Genomic DNA, 15,702 nt, shown 5'->3' with positions numbered 1-15,702 from the left:
AAATATGCATGCGGCTCTAAGCCGCCGCCGAGTTGGCCCACTTCTCGAACGTGCTCCGGGAGACTCCGAGGCGTCGTGCGGCCTCCCGGGCGCTGATCTCGCCTGCGCGCCATAGCTCGCGCACCCGTCCGAAATCGTCCGGAACGCGCTTGGGCGGGCGACCGAACCGCACGCCGCGAGCCCGAGCGGCGGCGATCCCCTCCGCTTGGCGCTGCTTGGTGTTGTCGCGTTCAACCTGCGCGACATAGGAAAGCAGCTGCAGCACCAAATCGGCAATGAAAACGCCGGTGACATCCTTGTCGACGACGCGCGTGTCGAGCAAGGGCATATCGATCACGACGACATCGACCGATTTCCGCTTCGTCAGCGTCCTCCACTGCTCGAGGATCTCGTCGTAATTCCTTCCAAGCCTGTCGATGCTCTTGACAACCACCACGTCGCCCGGCTTGAGCCGCTCGCACAGCTTTTTGTATCCGGGCCGGTTGAAATCCCTGCCGCTCATGTGATCCGTGAACACCAACGACTCCTCGACGGGAAACTGCGCCAAGGCGTCAAGCTGCCGGTCGAGGTTCTGATCTTTTGTTGAAACGCGTGCGTATCCGTATACCGTCATGGCTACCTTCCTCTCTTTCGAGAGCGGTCGGCACCTCGCACCATGACATGAAAACTCCCGCGCGGAAATGAACATTGCCAGCCCGAAGCATCCAGCCGCCCTTCCGTTGACTTCTTGTTGCTGGAAGGGGGCTCATGGCCCGCGATAGGCGACGCGACAAGAGCCTTGGCTGGACGATGAGGCCCTGACTCCCCAAAGGGCTGGTTCGGCGCCGCGCGCAAAGATCATGATGGTATATAGGCTTCGAAACAGCGACGAAAGGTTTTCTTGCGCGCTTAAAGCGCTTGAAACGGCGAGGGCCTCATTGCAAACGATCGACGAAGGCCCTGGAAATTCTGGCCCGCCGGACGCGCCGCAAGGCCCCGACCGTCTCAATCGCATCATGCCGAAGGCTAGTTACCTAACTTGTATCGGAAACAAAAACGCGTTGCAGGTTGCGGGGCTGCATGCTTTCCCGCATCAGGCGCATGGGATATGATAGCAAAATTCGACTAGGGCGCATTTTTCCGGCAATGCGAGAACCGCGAGGGACGGCGGGCGCGCGGTTGCGCCCGCCGTCCCTCTGTCGTTCGCTAGTCCAGGATGGCCTCGCCCAGGACGGAGTCGAAGCGCACCGACGTGCCGTCGGCGTAGGCCACGTTCCAGATGCGGTAGTCCAGCGTGCTCGGCACCTCGCCGCCTTCCCGTGCGCAGGACTCGCCCGAGGTGTCAACCCCGAAGTCCTCGCGGCCCCGCCCGTCCGACATCGAGGACTTGCCCTGCGCAGGCTCGTCGGTGACAACCGAGGCCGGAGGTGCGCTCTCCTCGACATCGACGGCCGCCTCCTCGGCCGCCACATCGGCCGGGTCGTCGCCGCGGCGCAGCGCCGCCTCGGCCTCGGCCACGGCGTCGTCCAGCTCGGCGCGCGTCGGCTCCTCGGCCTCGCGCGCGGAGCCCTCCCAGGCGTTCTCGCCATCGGGGTCGGCGGCGGCCCAGCCGCTTCGCGCCTCGTCGTCGATGCCGGCGGCCTCCGTCACGGCCGCGATGATGTCCGAGGCCGACGACGAGCCGCGTTCCTCCTTGCCGATCGCGCGCACGGCCGCCGTCGTGCCCGCATCGGCAGCATCGCCCGCACCCGCGCCGCCCTGCGCCGCGCCGGCGTCCTGCCGTTGGGCCGCGATGCTCGCGCAGGCGGGAATGCGGATCACCTCGATGGGGTCCGCGCCCAGGGCACCCGCGCGCAGCAGGGTGCGCGCCCGCCCCACGTAGCCGGCGGCCGCCTCCGGTATGGACGACTCCACCATGCGCACGGCGATGGCCGGGCCCGCGCCGAAGCGCACCTCGGCCCACGAGAAGGGCAGCACGGGGTCGCCGTTGTTGCGGCGCGCATCGTTCTCGCGTGCCACCAGGGCCGACGTCTCGACGAACTCCTCGTCGAGCCACGTGGTGAGCGCGCCTTCCCACAGCGGGTCCTCCGCATCCTCGTCCACCGCGTTCATCCCGACATCGAACTCGATGACGTTCGCGCGCTGCGAGCCCTTCTCGGCCCGCACAACCTCCGTAGGCGCAACGGCTGTGAAGCGACGCTCGATCTCGGCGTCGGCGTCGCCCTGGAAGCTCTCCTCGTCGAGCACGATGCTCAGTTTCAGTTCGGGATGGATCGATGCGGGCATGGCGGTTCCTTTCGTCGACCGCGGACGGGCGCGTCCGCGGGATGGTTCGGTATCCGCTGCATTGTCGCCCCGGCCGCAGGCCGCCGAACGGGTGGATGGCGAGCGTGACGCAACCGTTGCGCTCCCATCACCCGCAGGCAAACCGTCGAGCGAAGCACGCAGCAGACAACCGCTATAAGCGTCAGCGTATTCAGCAGGTTACATATCGGCTATACTGGAACGGTTGGCACACTACGGCGTCGGCGGTCCCTGGGGAGCGTCGGCGAGGGACGGGGGATTCCCATGCACGACGGCGAGGAGCACATCACCATCGGAGCGCTCATGGAGGACGTGTACGCCCTCTTCCGCTCGCGCGACGACTACGAGGACGTGTCGGAGGCGGAGCACGATCTGGTCGCCCGCATCCAGTACGCCTCGGCGGTGGTACAGGCCGAGAAGGTCACGCCGCCCGGCGGTTGGGACCCTTACGGGCGCTAGGTCGCGCAAAAAGGCCGCCGATCGGGAGGGAGAGGATCGGCGGCCCTGAAAAGGAGCGGCGAGCGGGCACGACGCCCGCTCGCCTGCCCCATGGCTAGAGGTCGAGGCTCGGGATCTCCTCGTCGGCGTTGCCGCCTGCGGCGTTGATGCCCGCGATGCGGCCGAACGTCACGCAGCGTCCGTGGCCGATACCCGGCACGTAGGTGGGGTAGTCGCCCGCGCCGAAGAACTCGCCGGCAGCCGAGCCGCACACGTACAGGCCCTCGATGGGCTGGTCCTCGGCGTCGAGCACCTGGGCGTCCAGGTTCGTGCGCAGGCCGCCGCACATGGTGAGCATGCTGGCCACCAGCTTGCCGGCGTAGAACGGCGGGTCGACGACCTTGCCCATGACCTCGGGGCGCTTGCCGAAGTCGAGGTCCTTGCCCAGATCGCACAGCTCGTTGTAGCGGTCGACCGTGGCCACGAGGTTCTCGGGCGGCACGCCCATCTTCTCCGCCAGTTCTTCAAGCGTGTTCGCCTCGACCGTCTGGCCGCTCTCCAGCTCGCCTTCCAGCACCTTCTTCTGGGCCTCGAGGTTGTACTCGCCGCCCACCGGCTGGGTGAGCTGGCCCCACTGCAGACCGCCGCCCAAACCAGCGTCCATCTGGGCCTTCACCTGCTCCAGGCCGTGGGAGTCGTAGATGGTCCAGGCGTCCTTCTTCGTCTGGAGGGCCTTCGTCACGCTCTTGGACTGGGTGTTCACGTCCTCGTTCTTGAAGCGCCTGCCCTCCCAGTTCACGTGCAAGAAGCCGTAGCTGGCCGCGCCGAAGTCCAGGTGCATGACCGCCGCGTGCGGCTCGGACTTCTGCATGGCGCCGCCGGCCCAGATGGCCTGCTTGTGCATGTCGCCGGTGTCGCAGTCGGGCGGGTTGTAGAAGCGGCCGTCCATGGCGTAGGCCGTCATGGGCGAATAGTACTGGAACATCTCGTTGTCGGCCGCGTAGTCGCCGGAGGCGATGATGACCGACTTGGCGTTGATCTGCGTATACTCGTCCTTGCCGGTGGACACGACAGCGCCCGTCACGGGGCCGTCGCCCTCGCGCACGAGCTGCTCGCTCTTCGTCTCCCAGCGGATCTCGCCGCCCATGTCGGCGATGGTCTCGTACAGCGCCGGCACCAGCACCGCGTTGCCGTACACGTCGCCCACGCCGGAACCCTGGTAGAACGTGAAGTTCACGGTCTCCTCGTACTTGTCGGCCTGGTAGAAGATGTGCGTTACCGGGTACTCGGTGTAGTCGGGGCCCTTGTAGTAGCCGTCCCACAGAAGCGCCTCGAGGCCCTTCTTCGTGGCCAGGTCGTACAGCCAGTCGAAGCACGCGCCGCTCTTGTGCGCGAACTCCCACAGCAAGGGCTCCTTCACGCGACCCTGCGCCCAGTTGATCCAGCGGCGCACCACGTTGTTGTAGTCGGGCTCCTCCACCAGGCCCTCGCCCGCCAGCTTCTGCTGGACCTTGGTGTGGAAGCCGGCGATGTGCACGCCGCGCGCGACCACCGTTTCGGGGTTCTTGTCGATGGTGATGACCTTCGCGCCCTTCTCAAGCGCCGAGATGGAGGCGCAGCAGCCCGCGAGGCCCGCGCCGATCACGAGCACGTCGCATTCCTCCGTGCCCTTGATCTTGTCCTTGGCGATGGGCTCGGGCGCGATCTCCCAGCTGTGCTTCCCGGCAACGTCGGGGCCGGCCGAGGCGCCGCTCTCCGCCACCGGCACGCCGCCCTCGCCGCCCGCGGCGGCATCGGCCTTGGCGTCAGACTTCGACTGGGGCGCGCAGCCGGCCATGCCGGCCATGGCCGCACCGGCGAGCGCCGTGCCGCCCAGGCCCAGGAACGCGCGACGCGACAGGCCCTTCTTCCCCATACCCTTCTCTTCCTCCATGAGAATCCCTCCTTGATTTGACTCGCGAACCCGGCGCGCCCCTTTTGCGCGCCGGAACGCAGCGTTGCCGCTGCCCGTGAGCCCACCTTAAAACCGACGCTGCCCGTCATCAACCCGCAGGCAGGGGGAAATGCCTCCCCACGTGCATTTCCCCCTGCTGGGGGGATGCCCGCGAGCAGGGTGCGGCACGCGATCGAGGCGCTATAATGAGCACGGGGAGATCAGCCGGGGCGCGTCCGATGCGCCTCGGGTTGCTACGGGAGGGGGCGGCGATGCCGTCGTTCAAGGACGAGCTGTGGCGCACGCCCGATCTGCTGGGGTTCGCGGCGCATTGGATCTGGATATGGTGCGTGTTCTGGAGCTCGCTGTTCTACGGCGAGGGAACGCTGCTCGACGTCTTCAGCGGCCTGGCCGGCCCGCTCGCGCTCGAGCCGCTGTGGGTGGTCTCGCTGCTGGCGAACGTCGTGACCATCGCGTTTTTGCTCATGCTGTCGTACTTCCGCAACCCGCTGGCCGACGTGCGCTGGCTGCCCCATGCGGGCGGCGCGCTCACCGCGGCGGGGACGCTCGCGCTCTCTCACCCGGTGCTCGTCGCCGCCGGCGGGGCCGCCGCGCCGGTCTATCTTGCAGGCGCGCTGGTCACAGGCGTGGGCAGCGCCATCGTCGTGGTACTGTGGGCCGAGCTGTTCGCCTCACTCGGATCGAAGCGCACCGTGAACTACTCCGTGGTCGCCCTGCTCATCGCCGCCGTCGCGTACTTCGCCATCCGGCTGCTGCCCGTCGACGCGGCCCAGCTGGCCGTGGCCCTGCTGCCGGCGGCGAGCATGGGCTGCTTCCTGCACTACAAGCGCAGCGTGCCCCGCCTGCCCCGGCGCGAGCGCAACATGCGGGTGAAGGCGCGCCCGCCGCTGCGGCTCGTGACCGTGGCGCTTTTCTTCGGCGTGTCGTTCGGCGCGATGAAAGGCCTCATGGCGCCCGTGGAGAGCGACTGGCTGGCCGTGCGCGACCTGCTGAACATCGCGGCCATCGTCGGCGGATCCGTGGCCATCTTCGCAACCATGAGCTGGGCGAAGATGGACTTCGACCATCTGACGTACCAAGTGGCCCTGCCGCTCATGGCGGCGGGCTTCCTGTTCCTGCCGCTGCACGAGCCGTGGAACGTCATCGGTACGGCGGTGCACCAGGCGGGCTACCAGTACTTCTACATCGTGCTGTGGGCGCTGTGGCCCGTGCTGGCCTCGCGCGGCGTGCCGGCCGGCTGGATAGCGGGATGGGGGCTTTTGTCCATCCAGCTGGGCCAGTTCGCCGGGTCAATCGCTGCGGCGCTGGCCGTGAACGTGGTGGACACCGACCTGGGGATGGCCATGCTCTCGGCGGGCATCATCTTCGCCATCCTCATCATCGCGCTGTTCGCCCTGGGCAGCGGGAAGGCCAGCACGGGCTGGGGTTACGTGAAGCCCATGGAGGAGGCCGACGCCGCCACCGACTTCGAGAAGGCCGGCACGCGCATCGCCCGGCGCTGCCGCCTGTCGCCGCGCGAGATAGAGGTGCTGTTCCTGCTGGCGAAGGGCCGCAACCGCGCCTACATCCGCGAGGAGCTGGTCATTGGCGACGAGACGGTGAAGAGCCACGTGAAGAGCATCTACCGCAAGGTGGACGTGCACTCGCAGCAGGATCTCATCGACCTCATAGAGGCCGAGACGCGCAACGCCTAAAGCGTGCCGCGCGGTGCCCGTCGCACGCAACGGCCTCAACCCTCGCCCACGCTCATGGGCGCACGATGCGCATCATCCGCCCCGTAACCGTCCGCCCATCGGGTTATGGTATCGTGGGTGCCTGCAAGCTGGACGGGGCCGGCGCGGTGCGCGTCGGCATGGGCACGAGAGGTACCGATGATGCACAACCACCGCGAGGGGCAGCGCAGCACCGAGGCGGAAGCCAAGCTCGAAGCCGAGATAGAGGCGCTGACGTCCCAGGAAGCCGAGGCGGCGGCAACCCTCAAGAAGAAGATCCCCCTGCCGCTCAAGGTGTTCGCCATCCTGTGCATCGTGGCAGGCGTCGCCATCCTGCCCATGATCGGGTTCGTCATCGTGGCCATGGTGATCGCGTTTCGCGAAGGCGCGCTCGCAGACGACTCTACGGCCTCCACGGTGCTGTTCTTCGCGCTGCTGGCTATCCTGGCCCTGCTCACCGTGGCGTTCATCGTGTTCGGCATCCGCCTGCTGCGCGACAAGCGGCGCTTTGCGGCGCAGACCGCCGAGCTGCTCACCGGCCTCATGGTAGCCGGCATCCTGTGTGACATCATGCTTTTCGGCCTGGACGGCACCGTGCTGTTCTTCGTGGCTTTCATCGTGTTCCTCGTGGTGCTTACCAGCTACCTGGACCCGTCGCTTGCCGACGAGCGCGAGCTGCAACGCAAGCTGCGCGACATGGAGACGCGCGAGGACGCCGAGGACGGCACGCTCGGGCGCGACGAGACCGGCAAGGGGTTCATTGCCCTCAACTTCTTCAACCTGTTCTGGATATTCACCGTCTGCTGCGTGCTGGGCCTTATCATCGAGACGGTGTACCACTTCGTCGTGGTCGACCCCGGCCACTACCAGGACCGTGCCGGCCTGCTGTTCGGGCCCTTCTCGCCCATCTACGGGTTCGGCGCCGTGCTCATGACCGTGGCGCTCAACCGCTTCCACGACAAGAACGTCGTCCTCATCTTCCTGGTGAGCGCGGTCATCGGCGGGGCATTCGAATACCTGACCAGTTGGTTCATGCAGTTCGCCTTCGGCATTGTGGCCTGGGACTACTCGGGCACGTTCCTGTCCATCGACGGGCGCACCAACGGCATGTTCATGGCCATGTGGGGCGTGCTGGGCGTGGTGTGGATCAAGCTGTGCCTGCCCTGGATGCTGAAGCTGGTGAACCTCATACCCTGGAATTGGCGCTACGCCGTCACCACGGTGTGCGCGGCCCTCATGATCGTGGACGGCGCCATGACGTTGCTGTCGCTGGACTGCTGGTACCAGCGCATGGCCGGCAAGCCGGCCGAGACCGCCATGGCCCAGTTCTTCGACCGCAACTTCGACAACGAGTACATGCAGGAGCGCTTCCAGAGCATGTCGATAGACCCCTCCAACGCCACCCGCGCGAACTGAGACGGATGCTAAGGCAGGGGAGGTTTTCCGTCTCCCTGCTCCTTCCCCTACGAACCCAGCATGATCCTGATGATCTCGTCGTTGGTGGCGCGCATGCCGTCGCGGCCGAGGCGGGCGATGGAGTCGATGGTGTTCTCCACGCCCTTCTTCACGATGCCGTCGCCGCCGTAGAACTGCTGGCCGTCGCGGTACATCACGTAGCCCAAGATGCCGGCGTTCACCGAGAAGGCTATCTTGCCGGCGCACGAGGGCTTCGCGCCGTCGCACACCATGCCGGCCACGATGGAGAGCGCGTTCACCACGGCGTGGCACGCCTCCTTGTAGCCGCCGCCGTCCAGGTACGCGATGCCGGCGCCCGCCGCCGCGCCCGCGCATACGGCGCCGCAGAAGGCCGACAGGCGCCCGATGCCCGTCTTCTGGTGGATGGCCACGAGGTTCGAGAGCACGAGCGCGCGGTAGAGCTGCTCGTCGCTCGACCCCAGCTCGCGCGCGTACACGATGAGCGGCACCGACACGGTGATGCCCTGGTTGCCGCTGCCCGAGTTGATGACCACCGGCAGCTCGCAGCCGCTCATGCGCGCGTCGGACGCCGCGGCGGCGCAGGCGCAGGCGCGCACCTTCACGTCGTCGCCGTAGGCGCCCAACATGACGCTGCCGATGTTGGCGCCCCAATCGCCGGCCAGCCCCTCGTCGGCCACCGCTGCGTTGCAGGCAACCTGCCGCTCCAGCAGCCCGCACACGTCGTCCAGGTCCACCGTCATGGCGAAGTCCCAGATGCCGGCCATCGAGAGCACGCCGCGGTCGGTCATGCCCTCGGCCTCGCCGCCCTCGGACGCAGGAGCGGCGTCGCGCAGCACCTCGCCGTCGCGCTCCTCGCGCACGATGTTCGTGTGGAAGTCGGCGATGCGCACGAGCGCGCGGCGCGCCGGGGCGCCCGCATCCGCCGCGCCGGGGCGCGCGACGGCGCCCTCCGCCGCGGCCGCCGCCCCCTCGGCACCATCCCCCGCGAACACCTGCACGACGATGTCGAAGTCAAGGCCCGAGTCCGCGCGCTCAACCGCGATGGGGGTGCCCTCCAGGTAGGCGACGACCTTCTCCACGTCGGCCGGCGAAACGTCGGCGATCACTTCCAGCCCGCGGGCGGCCTCCCCCGCCACGATGCCGGCCGCCGCCGCGGCCTCGATGCCCTTGAGGCCGCCCGTGTGGGGCACCACGACGCTCTTCGCGTTCTTGATGATGCTGCCGCTGGCCGCCACCTGCACGCGGGCGGGTTCGACGCCCAGCAGCTCGCGCGCCCGCGCCGCCGCCAACGCGATGGCGATGGGCTCCGTGCATCCCATCGCCGCGATAAGCTCTTCTTCCAAGATGGAAACGTAGGCGCCGTAGCGCTCGTCGGTCCGATCCATGCTCCGCCTTCCCGCCGGTTGCGATTCCCCCATGATAGCACGCGGCCCCCATCGGGTGCCGGACTCTGCATCGACGCTGGCGAGAGGCCGCGGTGATCGTGGGGAAGCTGTCTTTAACGCATTGAACGGGCACGATCGGTGCGGCAATACCCGACTATTTCTATAGCCTTTCGCCTTTTGCAAGACACCAGCCTGCGCAAGGAGATACAATGGGGGTTGCTCTCTTGCGGCACCAGTCCGTCATGGGGAGATCGGCTACTTCGGTTAGGAGCAGGTACATGGGCGACAGCGCTTCAGGGAACCCATCCATGCGCCGGCACACCTATGTCATCGACCGCGACTATCGCGTGGTGTACATGGACCAGGCCGCCCATCGCGCGTTCCCGCGCGGCCAGGTGGGCTCCCTCTGCTACGAGTCGTTCCGCGGCTCGAGCGAGCCCTGCATCGACTGCCCCTGGCACGGGGACGGGGATGCCGCCCAGACCGTCATCTTCAGCGCGCGGCGCGACCAATGGTTCGAGATCACCTGCCTCGAGGTTGACTGGTTCGACCGCGGCCCCTGCGTGCTGTTCTCGGGCCGGCCCGTTGACGACCGGAGCCGCAGCCTGTTCTCCACGTTGAGGGAGCCCTCGTCCTACGACGAGCTGTTCGAGATCAACCTGACGGACGGCACGTACCGGGTACTCTACCACGAGCCGGGCAAGTACGTCATGCCGCCGCTCTCCGGCGAGCTCGACGCTATGTTCGACGACGTGCGGGAGAATATGATAAGCCCCGAGGACCGCGAGCGGTTCGAGCGGTTCTGGGACTTCGGAACCATGCTCGCGCGCATCGAGGAGGCGGGCGGCGCGCTGCGCGACGAGTTCCGCAAACTGCGCTACGATGGCAGCTGGGGCTGGGTGGCGCAGACCGTCGTGCCCGTCAAGCGCGGAGAGGGCGGCGAGACGGTGGTCATGTGCTTCATCGCCGACATCGATGCCGAAGTGCGCAACCGCAACAAGCACGTCGAAACCGCCCAGATACGGCAGCTGCGCGAGCGCGACCGGCTCACCGGCCTCTACAACGCCTCCACGTTCTACGAGAAGGCCGACAAACTGGTCAAAGCGCATCCCGGCCAGCGCTTCGATGCCTCCTATCTGGACATCGAGCACTTCAAGCTGTTCAACGAGTGGCATGGGCGCGAGGCGGGCGACGAGATACTGCGCTCCATCGCGGCCCGCCTCGACAGCCTTGCCGAGCGCCATGGCGGCGTGGCCGGCTACCTGGGAGGCGACGACTTCACCCTCGTGCTGCCCTGCGGCGTGATAGCCGAGGACTCCATCGACGGCCAGCTCAAGCTGCCGCCCTTCGACTCCGAGGACACCATCGGGTTCCGTCCCGCCATCGGCGTATGCCCCATCGAGGAGGCGGGAGGGTCGGTCAGCACCGCCTGCGACTATGCCATGCTGGCCATGGCCTCGGTCAAGAACGCCTACGCCAAGCGCGTGGCCTGGTACGAGGATTCCATGTCCGAGAAGCTGGAGAACGAGGCGAAGCTGCTGCTGGAAGTGAAACAGGCGCTGAAGAACCGCGAGTTCGTGCCGTACTGGCAGCCCCAGTGCAGCACCCGCACGGGGCGCATCGTGGGCCTCGAGGCGCTCGTGCGCTGGCAGCATCCCGAGCGCGGCATCGTCATGCCGGGGGCGTTCATCCCCGTGCTCGAGCGCAACGGGTTCATCGCCAGCCTCGACCTGTATGTGTGGGACGAGGTGTGCCGGAACCTGCGCTCGTGGATCGACCGCGGCAACCGGCCCATCCCCGTGTCCGTGAACATCTCGCGGGCCGACCTGTACGCCATCGACGTGGTGGAGACCCTCGAGGACCTGGTGAGCACCTACGGCCTCGACCACCGTCTCCTTGAGCTGGAGATCACCGAGAGCGCCTATGCCGAGGACCGAAAGATGGCCGAGGCGGTGCGCCAGCTGAAAGCGCTCGGCTTCACCATCCTCATGGACGACTTCGGCAGCGGCTACTCGTCGCTCAACATGCTGAAGGACATCACCGTGGACGTCCTGAAGATCGATATGGGCTTCCTGAACCGCGAGGACGACACGCAGCGCAGCGAGAGCATCCTCGAAGCCGTCGTGTCCATGGCCCGCCTCATGGACCTGCGCATCATCGCCGAAGGTGCCGAGACGAAGGAGCAGGTGGATTTCCTCCAGGAGATCGGCTGCGACTACGCCCAAGGTTACTACTTCCACCGCCCCATGGACACCGAGCAGATCGAGGCCCTGCTCGGCCAGCCCAATGCCGTGGACTTCCGCGGCGTGCTGAGCCCGCTCATGGATCTTATCGACCTGGATGCGCTGCTGAACGAAAACGTGACGAGCCACACGCTCGTCGACAACCTCCTCGGGGGCATGGCCGTGTACGCCGTCTACCCCGATCGTTTCGAGCTGCTGCAAGTGAACAACTCGTATTATCGCGTGACCGGCTGCAACGCCATCGACCTGCACGAGCGCCAGCGGTTCATCTTCCGCCAGGTGCACCCCGATGACCGAGACCTCATCATGAGCTTGTTCCAGCAGGCCGAGCAGCACCCGGTGTCGGGCGCCGAGGGCACGATACGGCGCTACCGCCTGAACGGCGAGCTTATGTGGCTGCACTTGAAAGTGTTCTTCCTGCGGCGCGAGCAGGAGCGCAGCATCTTCTTCGCCTCGCTCGCCGACGTGACGGACCAGAGGGAGCTCGATCCATCCCCAGCTGCACCGAGCACCGCTTCTGCCGAAAGCGACCCGGAGGGCAACCTGTTCGACATGCTGAAGGGCCGCGCCGTGGACCACTGGTGCGTCAACCTGTGCACGAAGAGCTTCCTGAACGCCGCCGATCGGAAGGCATGGAGGCGGGCTTCGGGAGCCCAGCTCGAAGACTGGACGGACACCACGCCGGCCGAGCGCATCGGGCGCACGGTGCATACCGTGAAGGACGAGGCGGCGGTCAGGTCGTTCCTCGACTTCGACGCCATGCTCGCGCGTTTCGAGGACGGGGTGCTGTTCGATTCGCTGGAGTACCGCCAGCAAGACGAGCAGGGCGAGCGCTGGATGGAACTGGACTTCCGCCTCGTCCGGCTCGAGGAGGGCGGCGACGTGTACGCCTATCTGACCGTCACCGATATCGACCGGCGCAAACGCCGGGAGCTGGAGCTGGAGGACAAGGCGCGCCACGACGCGCTCACCGGGCTGCTGAACCGCCAGACCGGCGCAGCGCTGCTGCCGGAGGCCCTGGCGAAAACGCTGCGCAAGGGAACGGCAGGCGCCTTCGTGATCATCGACCTGGACGATTTCAAGCTGATCAACGACCGCTACGGCCACCTGTCCGGCGACACGGCGCTGGCGGACGCGGGGAGCCATCTGCGCGGCGCATTCCGCAAGAACGACCTGGTGTGCCGCTGGGGCGGCGACGAGTTCATCGTGTACTGCGACGATATCACGCAGGCCAGCTTGGCGCGGCGCGTTGGCGCGCTTTGCGGCAAGCCGTGGACGACGAAGGTAAGGGGTGACACGTCCATCGAGCTCTCGGCCTCGGCCGGCGTGGTGCTCGTACCCAAGCAGGGAACGGATTTCAAGACGGTGTACGACCGCGCCGACACGGCGCTGTACCGGGCGAAGTCGCAGGGCAAGGCGCACTTCTGCTTCTACGATCCGGGCACCCCGTCCCCCCATGCCGACTAAAGCCTACACGCCCAGCCCCACCGTCAGGTGCATCATGTAGAACGCGAAGCGCATGACGAAGATGCCGGCCAGCACGAGCGCGCACGCCGCGGCCGCGCGCGCGACGCCCAGCTGACGGCCGCCCCCCCTGCGTGCGGCCGAGCAGGGCCTGCGCGTCCAGGCCGATACCCGCAAGCGCCAGCACGCCGAACGCGGCGATCATGAGGCCGTAATACGGCACGAGGTCGGAGGCCGCGAGGAACGCGTTCTCGATGAACGGCAGGCTGGCGCTCTGCAGCCCGAACGACACGAGGTTCGCGGCAAGGGCCGCCGTCGACAGCGCCAGCGCCGCGCGTCCGAAGCGGCCGCACGCCGGCTCCCAACGCGCGGCACGCAGGCCCACGAGCGCAAGGACCGGGCCGCCCACCAACGCGTTCAGCCACAGGTTCAGCGGCACGTACACCGTGTACCACGATACGATGGTCTCGGCGTTGTAGGCGAAGGCCACGGACGTGACGAACACGATGCCCGCCGCCATGGCCAGCACCATCCAGGGGCGCTGCAGGCCGACGCGCGGGCGCTCCGCGAACGAGTAGAGCCAGTACACCCCCGCCAGCGCAAGGAACACCACGGCGCAGAACACCTCAGTGGAAAGCGGGCTGCGGCCCACGCCCAGGAACACGTAGAGGGCGTTCGCCGGATTGCCCAGGTGGGTGGCCGAGGCCACGAGCCCCACCATGGCAGTGACGAGCGGAATGCTTAGGAACTGGTTGATGCGCCGCCGCGCGTCGGCAGCCAGGTCCGCGCGCAGAAGCGGCAGGCCCATGAGGATGAACGCGACGACGCCCGACGGCGCGAGCGTCGTGAACAGGACGAGCGTGATCTCGCCCAGCGCCGTGCCCATCCCCGACAGCATGAGCCCCTCCTAGCGGTAGAACCGCGGGTAGGCCACGTCGAGGGCGCGCTCGGACTGGATGCCCTCGAGGCTCGCCTTCGCCAGGCGGGCAAGGCCCTCGTAGAACGGCTGCTTTGCAGCCTCGGCCAGCTCGTCCAGGAAGTGCGGCGACCACGGCAGCAGGTGCAGGCGCAGGTAGTCGTCCAGGTCGGCGGGCTGGTTGCGGGCGATCCACGCCATGAGCACGAGCATGAGGCCGATGTGGTCCTCGGGGGTCTTATCGTCCACGAGCCGCGCGATGCCCTGGGCGCGCATCCAAGCGCGCAGGGCGAGCGTGCTCTCGCCGAACACGACGCACTCGCGGTCGGTGTACACCGATCCCCACGGCGGCGCCGGCTTCGGCGCCGGGCCGACGAACAGGCGGCGGTACTCCCACACCAGGTCGTCGTCCTCGATGCCGTGCGCAAGGCCCTCCTTCATGAGCGCCAGACAGGCGCGCGCCTCGGCCTCGCCCGCGAACGGCCACTCCGCAGCGGCCGCGTCCACGTCGAGCGCCGCCAACGCCTGGAACGCCGCCCCGGCCTCGCCCGTCTTCGGGTCCTGAAGGAAGAACGGCCCCAGCGTCTCGCCCACGAAGGCGATGCCCTCGAGCACGTCCGAGCCGTCCTGCATGTTCTCGTCCATAGTTCGTCCCCTCCGTCGAAACCAGCAAGGTACGCCACATTGTAGCGTACCTTGCCTCCGTCAAAGTTTTCGTTTCAGAACCGTGCGCGCGTACCCTCCCGGCAAGCCGGTCGAAGGGGGAGCGCGTGCTCTCCCTGCAAGCTGGTCGAAGGGGGAGCGCGTACCCTCCCTGCAAGCCGGTCGGGGGGGGGCGTACCCTTCCTGCAAGCCGGTCGGCGACGCGCGTATCGGGAGAGCCGTCCGGCGCATTCGGCAACTTGCGAGGTTGACCGGATGCGCCGGGGCGGCAGCCCCGGCGCGCAAGCACCCGGCCGGCTGGTAAGGAAGGGAGCGCTCCCTTCCTTACCAGCAAGGTGGTGCGCTAGAAGCTCAGGCCCACCGAGAGCTGCACGGCGTAGAACACGAGGCGGGCGACGAAGATGCCGATCACGGCCATGACCGCGCCGAAGCCGGCCATTGCCACCGGGCTCTTGCCCAGGAGCGCCGCCACGGTGCCCGCCGCCGCCAGCACGAGGCTGGCCACGGCCACCGCAAGGTAGATGGTGACGTCGGCCACGAGGTCGGCGCCGGACACGAGGGCATTCTCCATGCCGCCCACGCCCATGACCTGGACGCAGAACCCGCCGATGGCAAGCACCGCGCCGGCTGCGGCCACCACGATGCCGGCCGTCTTGAACGAGCCCTTGAGCGCGTCAGGCAGCGCCCCCGCCAGGCCCAGCACCAGCGTGCCCAGCGGCATACCGCCCAGCAGGGCGAAGCCCAGCAGCTGCACCACCACGAGCGGCGAGTTCCACGAGGCGATGGTCTCCATCATGTAGGCCATGCCGGTGAAGCAGGCGAACACGGCGGCGGCCACGGCCACCACGGCCACGAGGCCCTTGCGCGCAGCGCCGGAGAGCTTGCCGGCCAGCGCCAGGATCACGTACACCAGGGCCAGCACCACGAACAGCGAGCCCACGAGGATCTCGTTCGACAGCGGCGAGGAGCCGATGCCGGCGAACACGCCGGCCGCGTGCAGCGGCGAGGCCAGGTGGAAGAACGAGGCGGCGAAGCCCACGAGCACCACGACGAGCGGGATGAGCGTCATGCGGTCGATCTTCTTCACCTGGTCGTCGGTGAACGTCGTGGTGAAGAAGGCCAGCGCGAGCGCGATGAAGGCGCCGGCGCCCATCGGGGCCAGGGTCGTGAACAGCGCCAGAGGCAGTTCGGCGAATGCGGCCTCCAT

Annotated in this window: 11 protein-coding genes; 4 read left to right on the top strand and 7 right to left on the bottom strand. The window is 67.6% G+C overall.

Features of this window, described 5'->3' with window-relative positions; translation table 11 throughout:
• Window positions 1-16: 16 nt before the first annotated feature.
• Window positions 17-613: a recombinase family protein gene (locus tag C1877_RS01325; protein WP_015539086.1), complete on the bottom strand. Its 597-nt coding sequence runs from the start codon at window positions 611-613 to the stop codon at window positions 17-19.
• A gap of 572 nt (window positions 614-1,185) precedes the next feature.
• Window positions 1,186-2,265 (bottom strand): hypothetical protein, encoded by a 1,080-nt coding sequence (locus tag C1877_RS01320; protein ID WP_114568145.1) that lies wholly within the window; start codon window positions 2,263-2,265, stop codon window positions 1,186-1,188.
• Window positions 2,266-2,547: 282 nt separating this feature from the next.
• On the opposite strand from C1877_RS01320, the gene C1877_RS01315 reads away from it, so the two are divergent.
• Entirely contained in the window at window positions 2,548-2,742 is a 195-nt protein-coding gene (locus C1877_RS01315) for a hypothetical protein (RefSeq protein WP_015539087.1), read from the top strand.
• A 94-nt stretch (window positions 2,743-2,836) separates the two neighbouring features.
• Here C1877_RS01315 and C1877_RS01310 read toward each other — a convergent pair whose 3' ends face one another.
• On the bottom strand, window positions 2,837-4,654 hold the full coding sequence (locus tag C1877_RS01310) for an FAD-dependent oxidoreductase (protein WP_114568144.1): 1,818 nt from the start codon (window positions 4,652-4,654) through the stop codon (window positions 2,837-2,839).
• Between the two features lie 272 nt (window positions 4,655-4,926).
• Here C1877_RS01310 and C1877_RS01305 point away from each other — a divergent pair, with 272 nt between their 5' ends.
• Complete coding sequence (locus tag C1877_RS01305; protein WP_114568143.1) at window positions 4,927-6,369, top strand: helix-turn-helix transcriptional regulator; 1,443 nt, start codon at window positions 4,927-4,929, stop codon at window positions 6,367-6,369.
• A gap of 177 nt (window positions 6,370-6,546) precedes the next feature.
• A complete protein-coding gene (locus C1877_RS01300; RefSeq protein ID WP_114568142.1) occupies window positions 6,547-7,803 on the top strand; it encodes a putative ABC transporter permease in 1,257 nt (418 codons plus the stop codon).
• Window positions 7,804-7,850: 47 nt separating this feature from the next.
• Here C1877_RS01300 and C1877_RS01295 read toward each other — a convergent pair whose 3' ends face one another.
• Entirely contained in the window at window positions 7,851-9,209 is a 1,359-nt protein-coding gene (locus C1877_RS01295; RefSeq protein ID WP_114568141.1) for an L-cysteine desulfidase family protein, read from the bottom strand.
• A 278-nt stretch (window positions 9,210-9,487) separates the two neighbouring features.
• Here C1877_RS01295 and C1877_RS01290 point away from each other — a divergent pair, with 278 nt between their 5' ends.
• Window positions 9,488-12,919 carry an EAL domain-containing protein gene (locus C1877_RS01290; RefSeq protein ID WP_114568140.1) on the top strand — a complete coding sequence of 1,144 codons (3,432 nt, stop codon included), beginning with the start codon at window positions 9,488-9,490 and terminating at the stop codon, window positions 12,917-12,919.
• Here C1877_RS01290 and C1877_RS01285 read toward each other — a convergent pair.
• The 3 genes from C1877_RS01285 to C1877_RS01275 form a co-directional block, all read right to left on the bottom strand.
• Window positions 12,810-13,814: a dimethyl sulfoxide reductase anchor subunit family protein gene (locus C1877_RS01285; RefSeq protein ID WP_244909762.1), complete on the bottom strand. Its 1,005-nt coding sequence runs from the start codon at window positions 13,812-13,814 to the stop codon at window positions 12,810-12,812. The two genes, C1877_RS01290 and C1877_RS01285, sit on opposite strands and share 110 nt — an antisense overlap.
• A gap of 9 nt (window positions 13,815-13,823) precedes the next feature.
• Window positions 13,824-14,477 carry a Tat proofreading chaperone DmsD gene (dmsD, locus tag C1877_RS01280; protein WP_114568139.1) on the bottom strand — a complete coding sequence of 218 codons (654 nt, stop codon included), beginning with the start codon at window positions 14,475-14,477 and terminating at the stop codon, window positions 13,824-13,826.
• A gap of 361 nt (window positions 14,478-14,838) precedes the next feature.
• On the bottom strand, window positions 14,839-15,702 hold the full coding sequence (locus C1877_RS01275; protein WP_015539091.1) for a dimethyl sulfoxide reductase anchor subunit family protein: 864 nt from the start codon (window positions 15,700-15,702) through the stop codon (window positions 14,839-14,841).

The organism is Gordonibacter pamelaeae, from assembly GCF_003340385.1.
Taxonomy (GTDB): Bacteria; Actinomycetota; Coriobacteriia; order Coriobacteriales; family Eggerthellaceae; genus Gordonibacter; species Gordonibacter pamelaeae.
Note: the sequence above shows the minus strand (reverse complement) of the source record. Positions and strands in the feature narration are given on the sequence as shown.

What these genes read in the sequence shown, in the direction of transcription:
- C1877_RS01305 (WP_114568143.1), top strand. Translation starts at nt 4,927, where the DNA reads ATGCCGTCGTTCAAGGACGAGCTGTGGCGCACGCCCGATCTGCTGGGG.
- dmsD (WP_114568139.1), bottom strand. Translation starts at nt 14,477, where the DNA reads ATGGACGAGAACATGCAGGACGGCTCGGACGTGCTCGAGGGCATCGCC.
- C1877_RS01285 (WP_244909762.1), bottom strand. Translation starts at nt 13,814, where the DNA reads ATGCTGTCGGGGATGGGCACGGCGCTGGGCGAGATCACGCTCGTCCTG.
- C1877_RS01275 (WP_015539091.1), bottom strand. Translation starts at nt 15,702, where the DNA reads ATGGAGGCCGCATTCGCCGAACTGCCTCTGGCGCTGTTCACGACCCTG.
- C1877_RS01325 (WP_015539086.1), bottom strand. Translation starts at nt 613, where the DNA reads ATGACGGTATACGGATACGCACGCGTTTCAACAAAAGATCAGAACCTC.
- C1877_RS01295 (WP_114568141.1), bottom strand. Translation starts at nt 9,209, where the DNA reads ATGGATCGGACCGACGAGCGCTACGGCGCCTACGTTTCCATCTTGGAA.
- C1877_RS01300 (WP_114568142.1), top strand. Translation starts at nt 6,547, where the DNA reads ATGATGCACAACCACCGCGAGGGGCAGCGCAGCACCGAGGCGGAAGCC.
- C1877_RS01315 (WP_015539087.1), top strand. Translation starts at nt 2,548, where the DNA reads ATGCACGACGGCGAGGAGCACATCACCATCGGAGCGCTCATGGAGGAC.
- C1877_RS01290 (WP_114568140.1), top strand. Translation starts at nt 9,488, where the DNA reads ATGGGCGACAGCGCTTCAGGGAACCCATCCATGCGCCGGCACACCTAT.
- C1877_RS01310 (WP_114568144.1), bottom strand. Translation starts at nt 4,654, where the DNA reads ATGGAGGAAGAGAAGGGTATGGGGAAGAAGGGCCTGTCGCGTCGCGCG.
- C1877_RS01320 (WP_114568145.1), bottom strand. Translation starts at nt 2,265, where the DNA reads ATGCCCGCATCGATCCATCCCGAACTGAAACTGAGCATCGTGCTCGAC.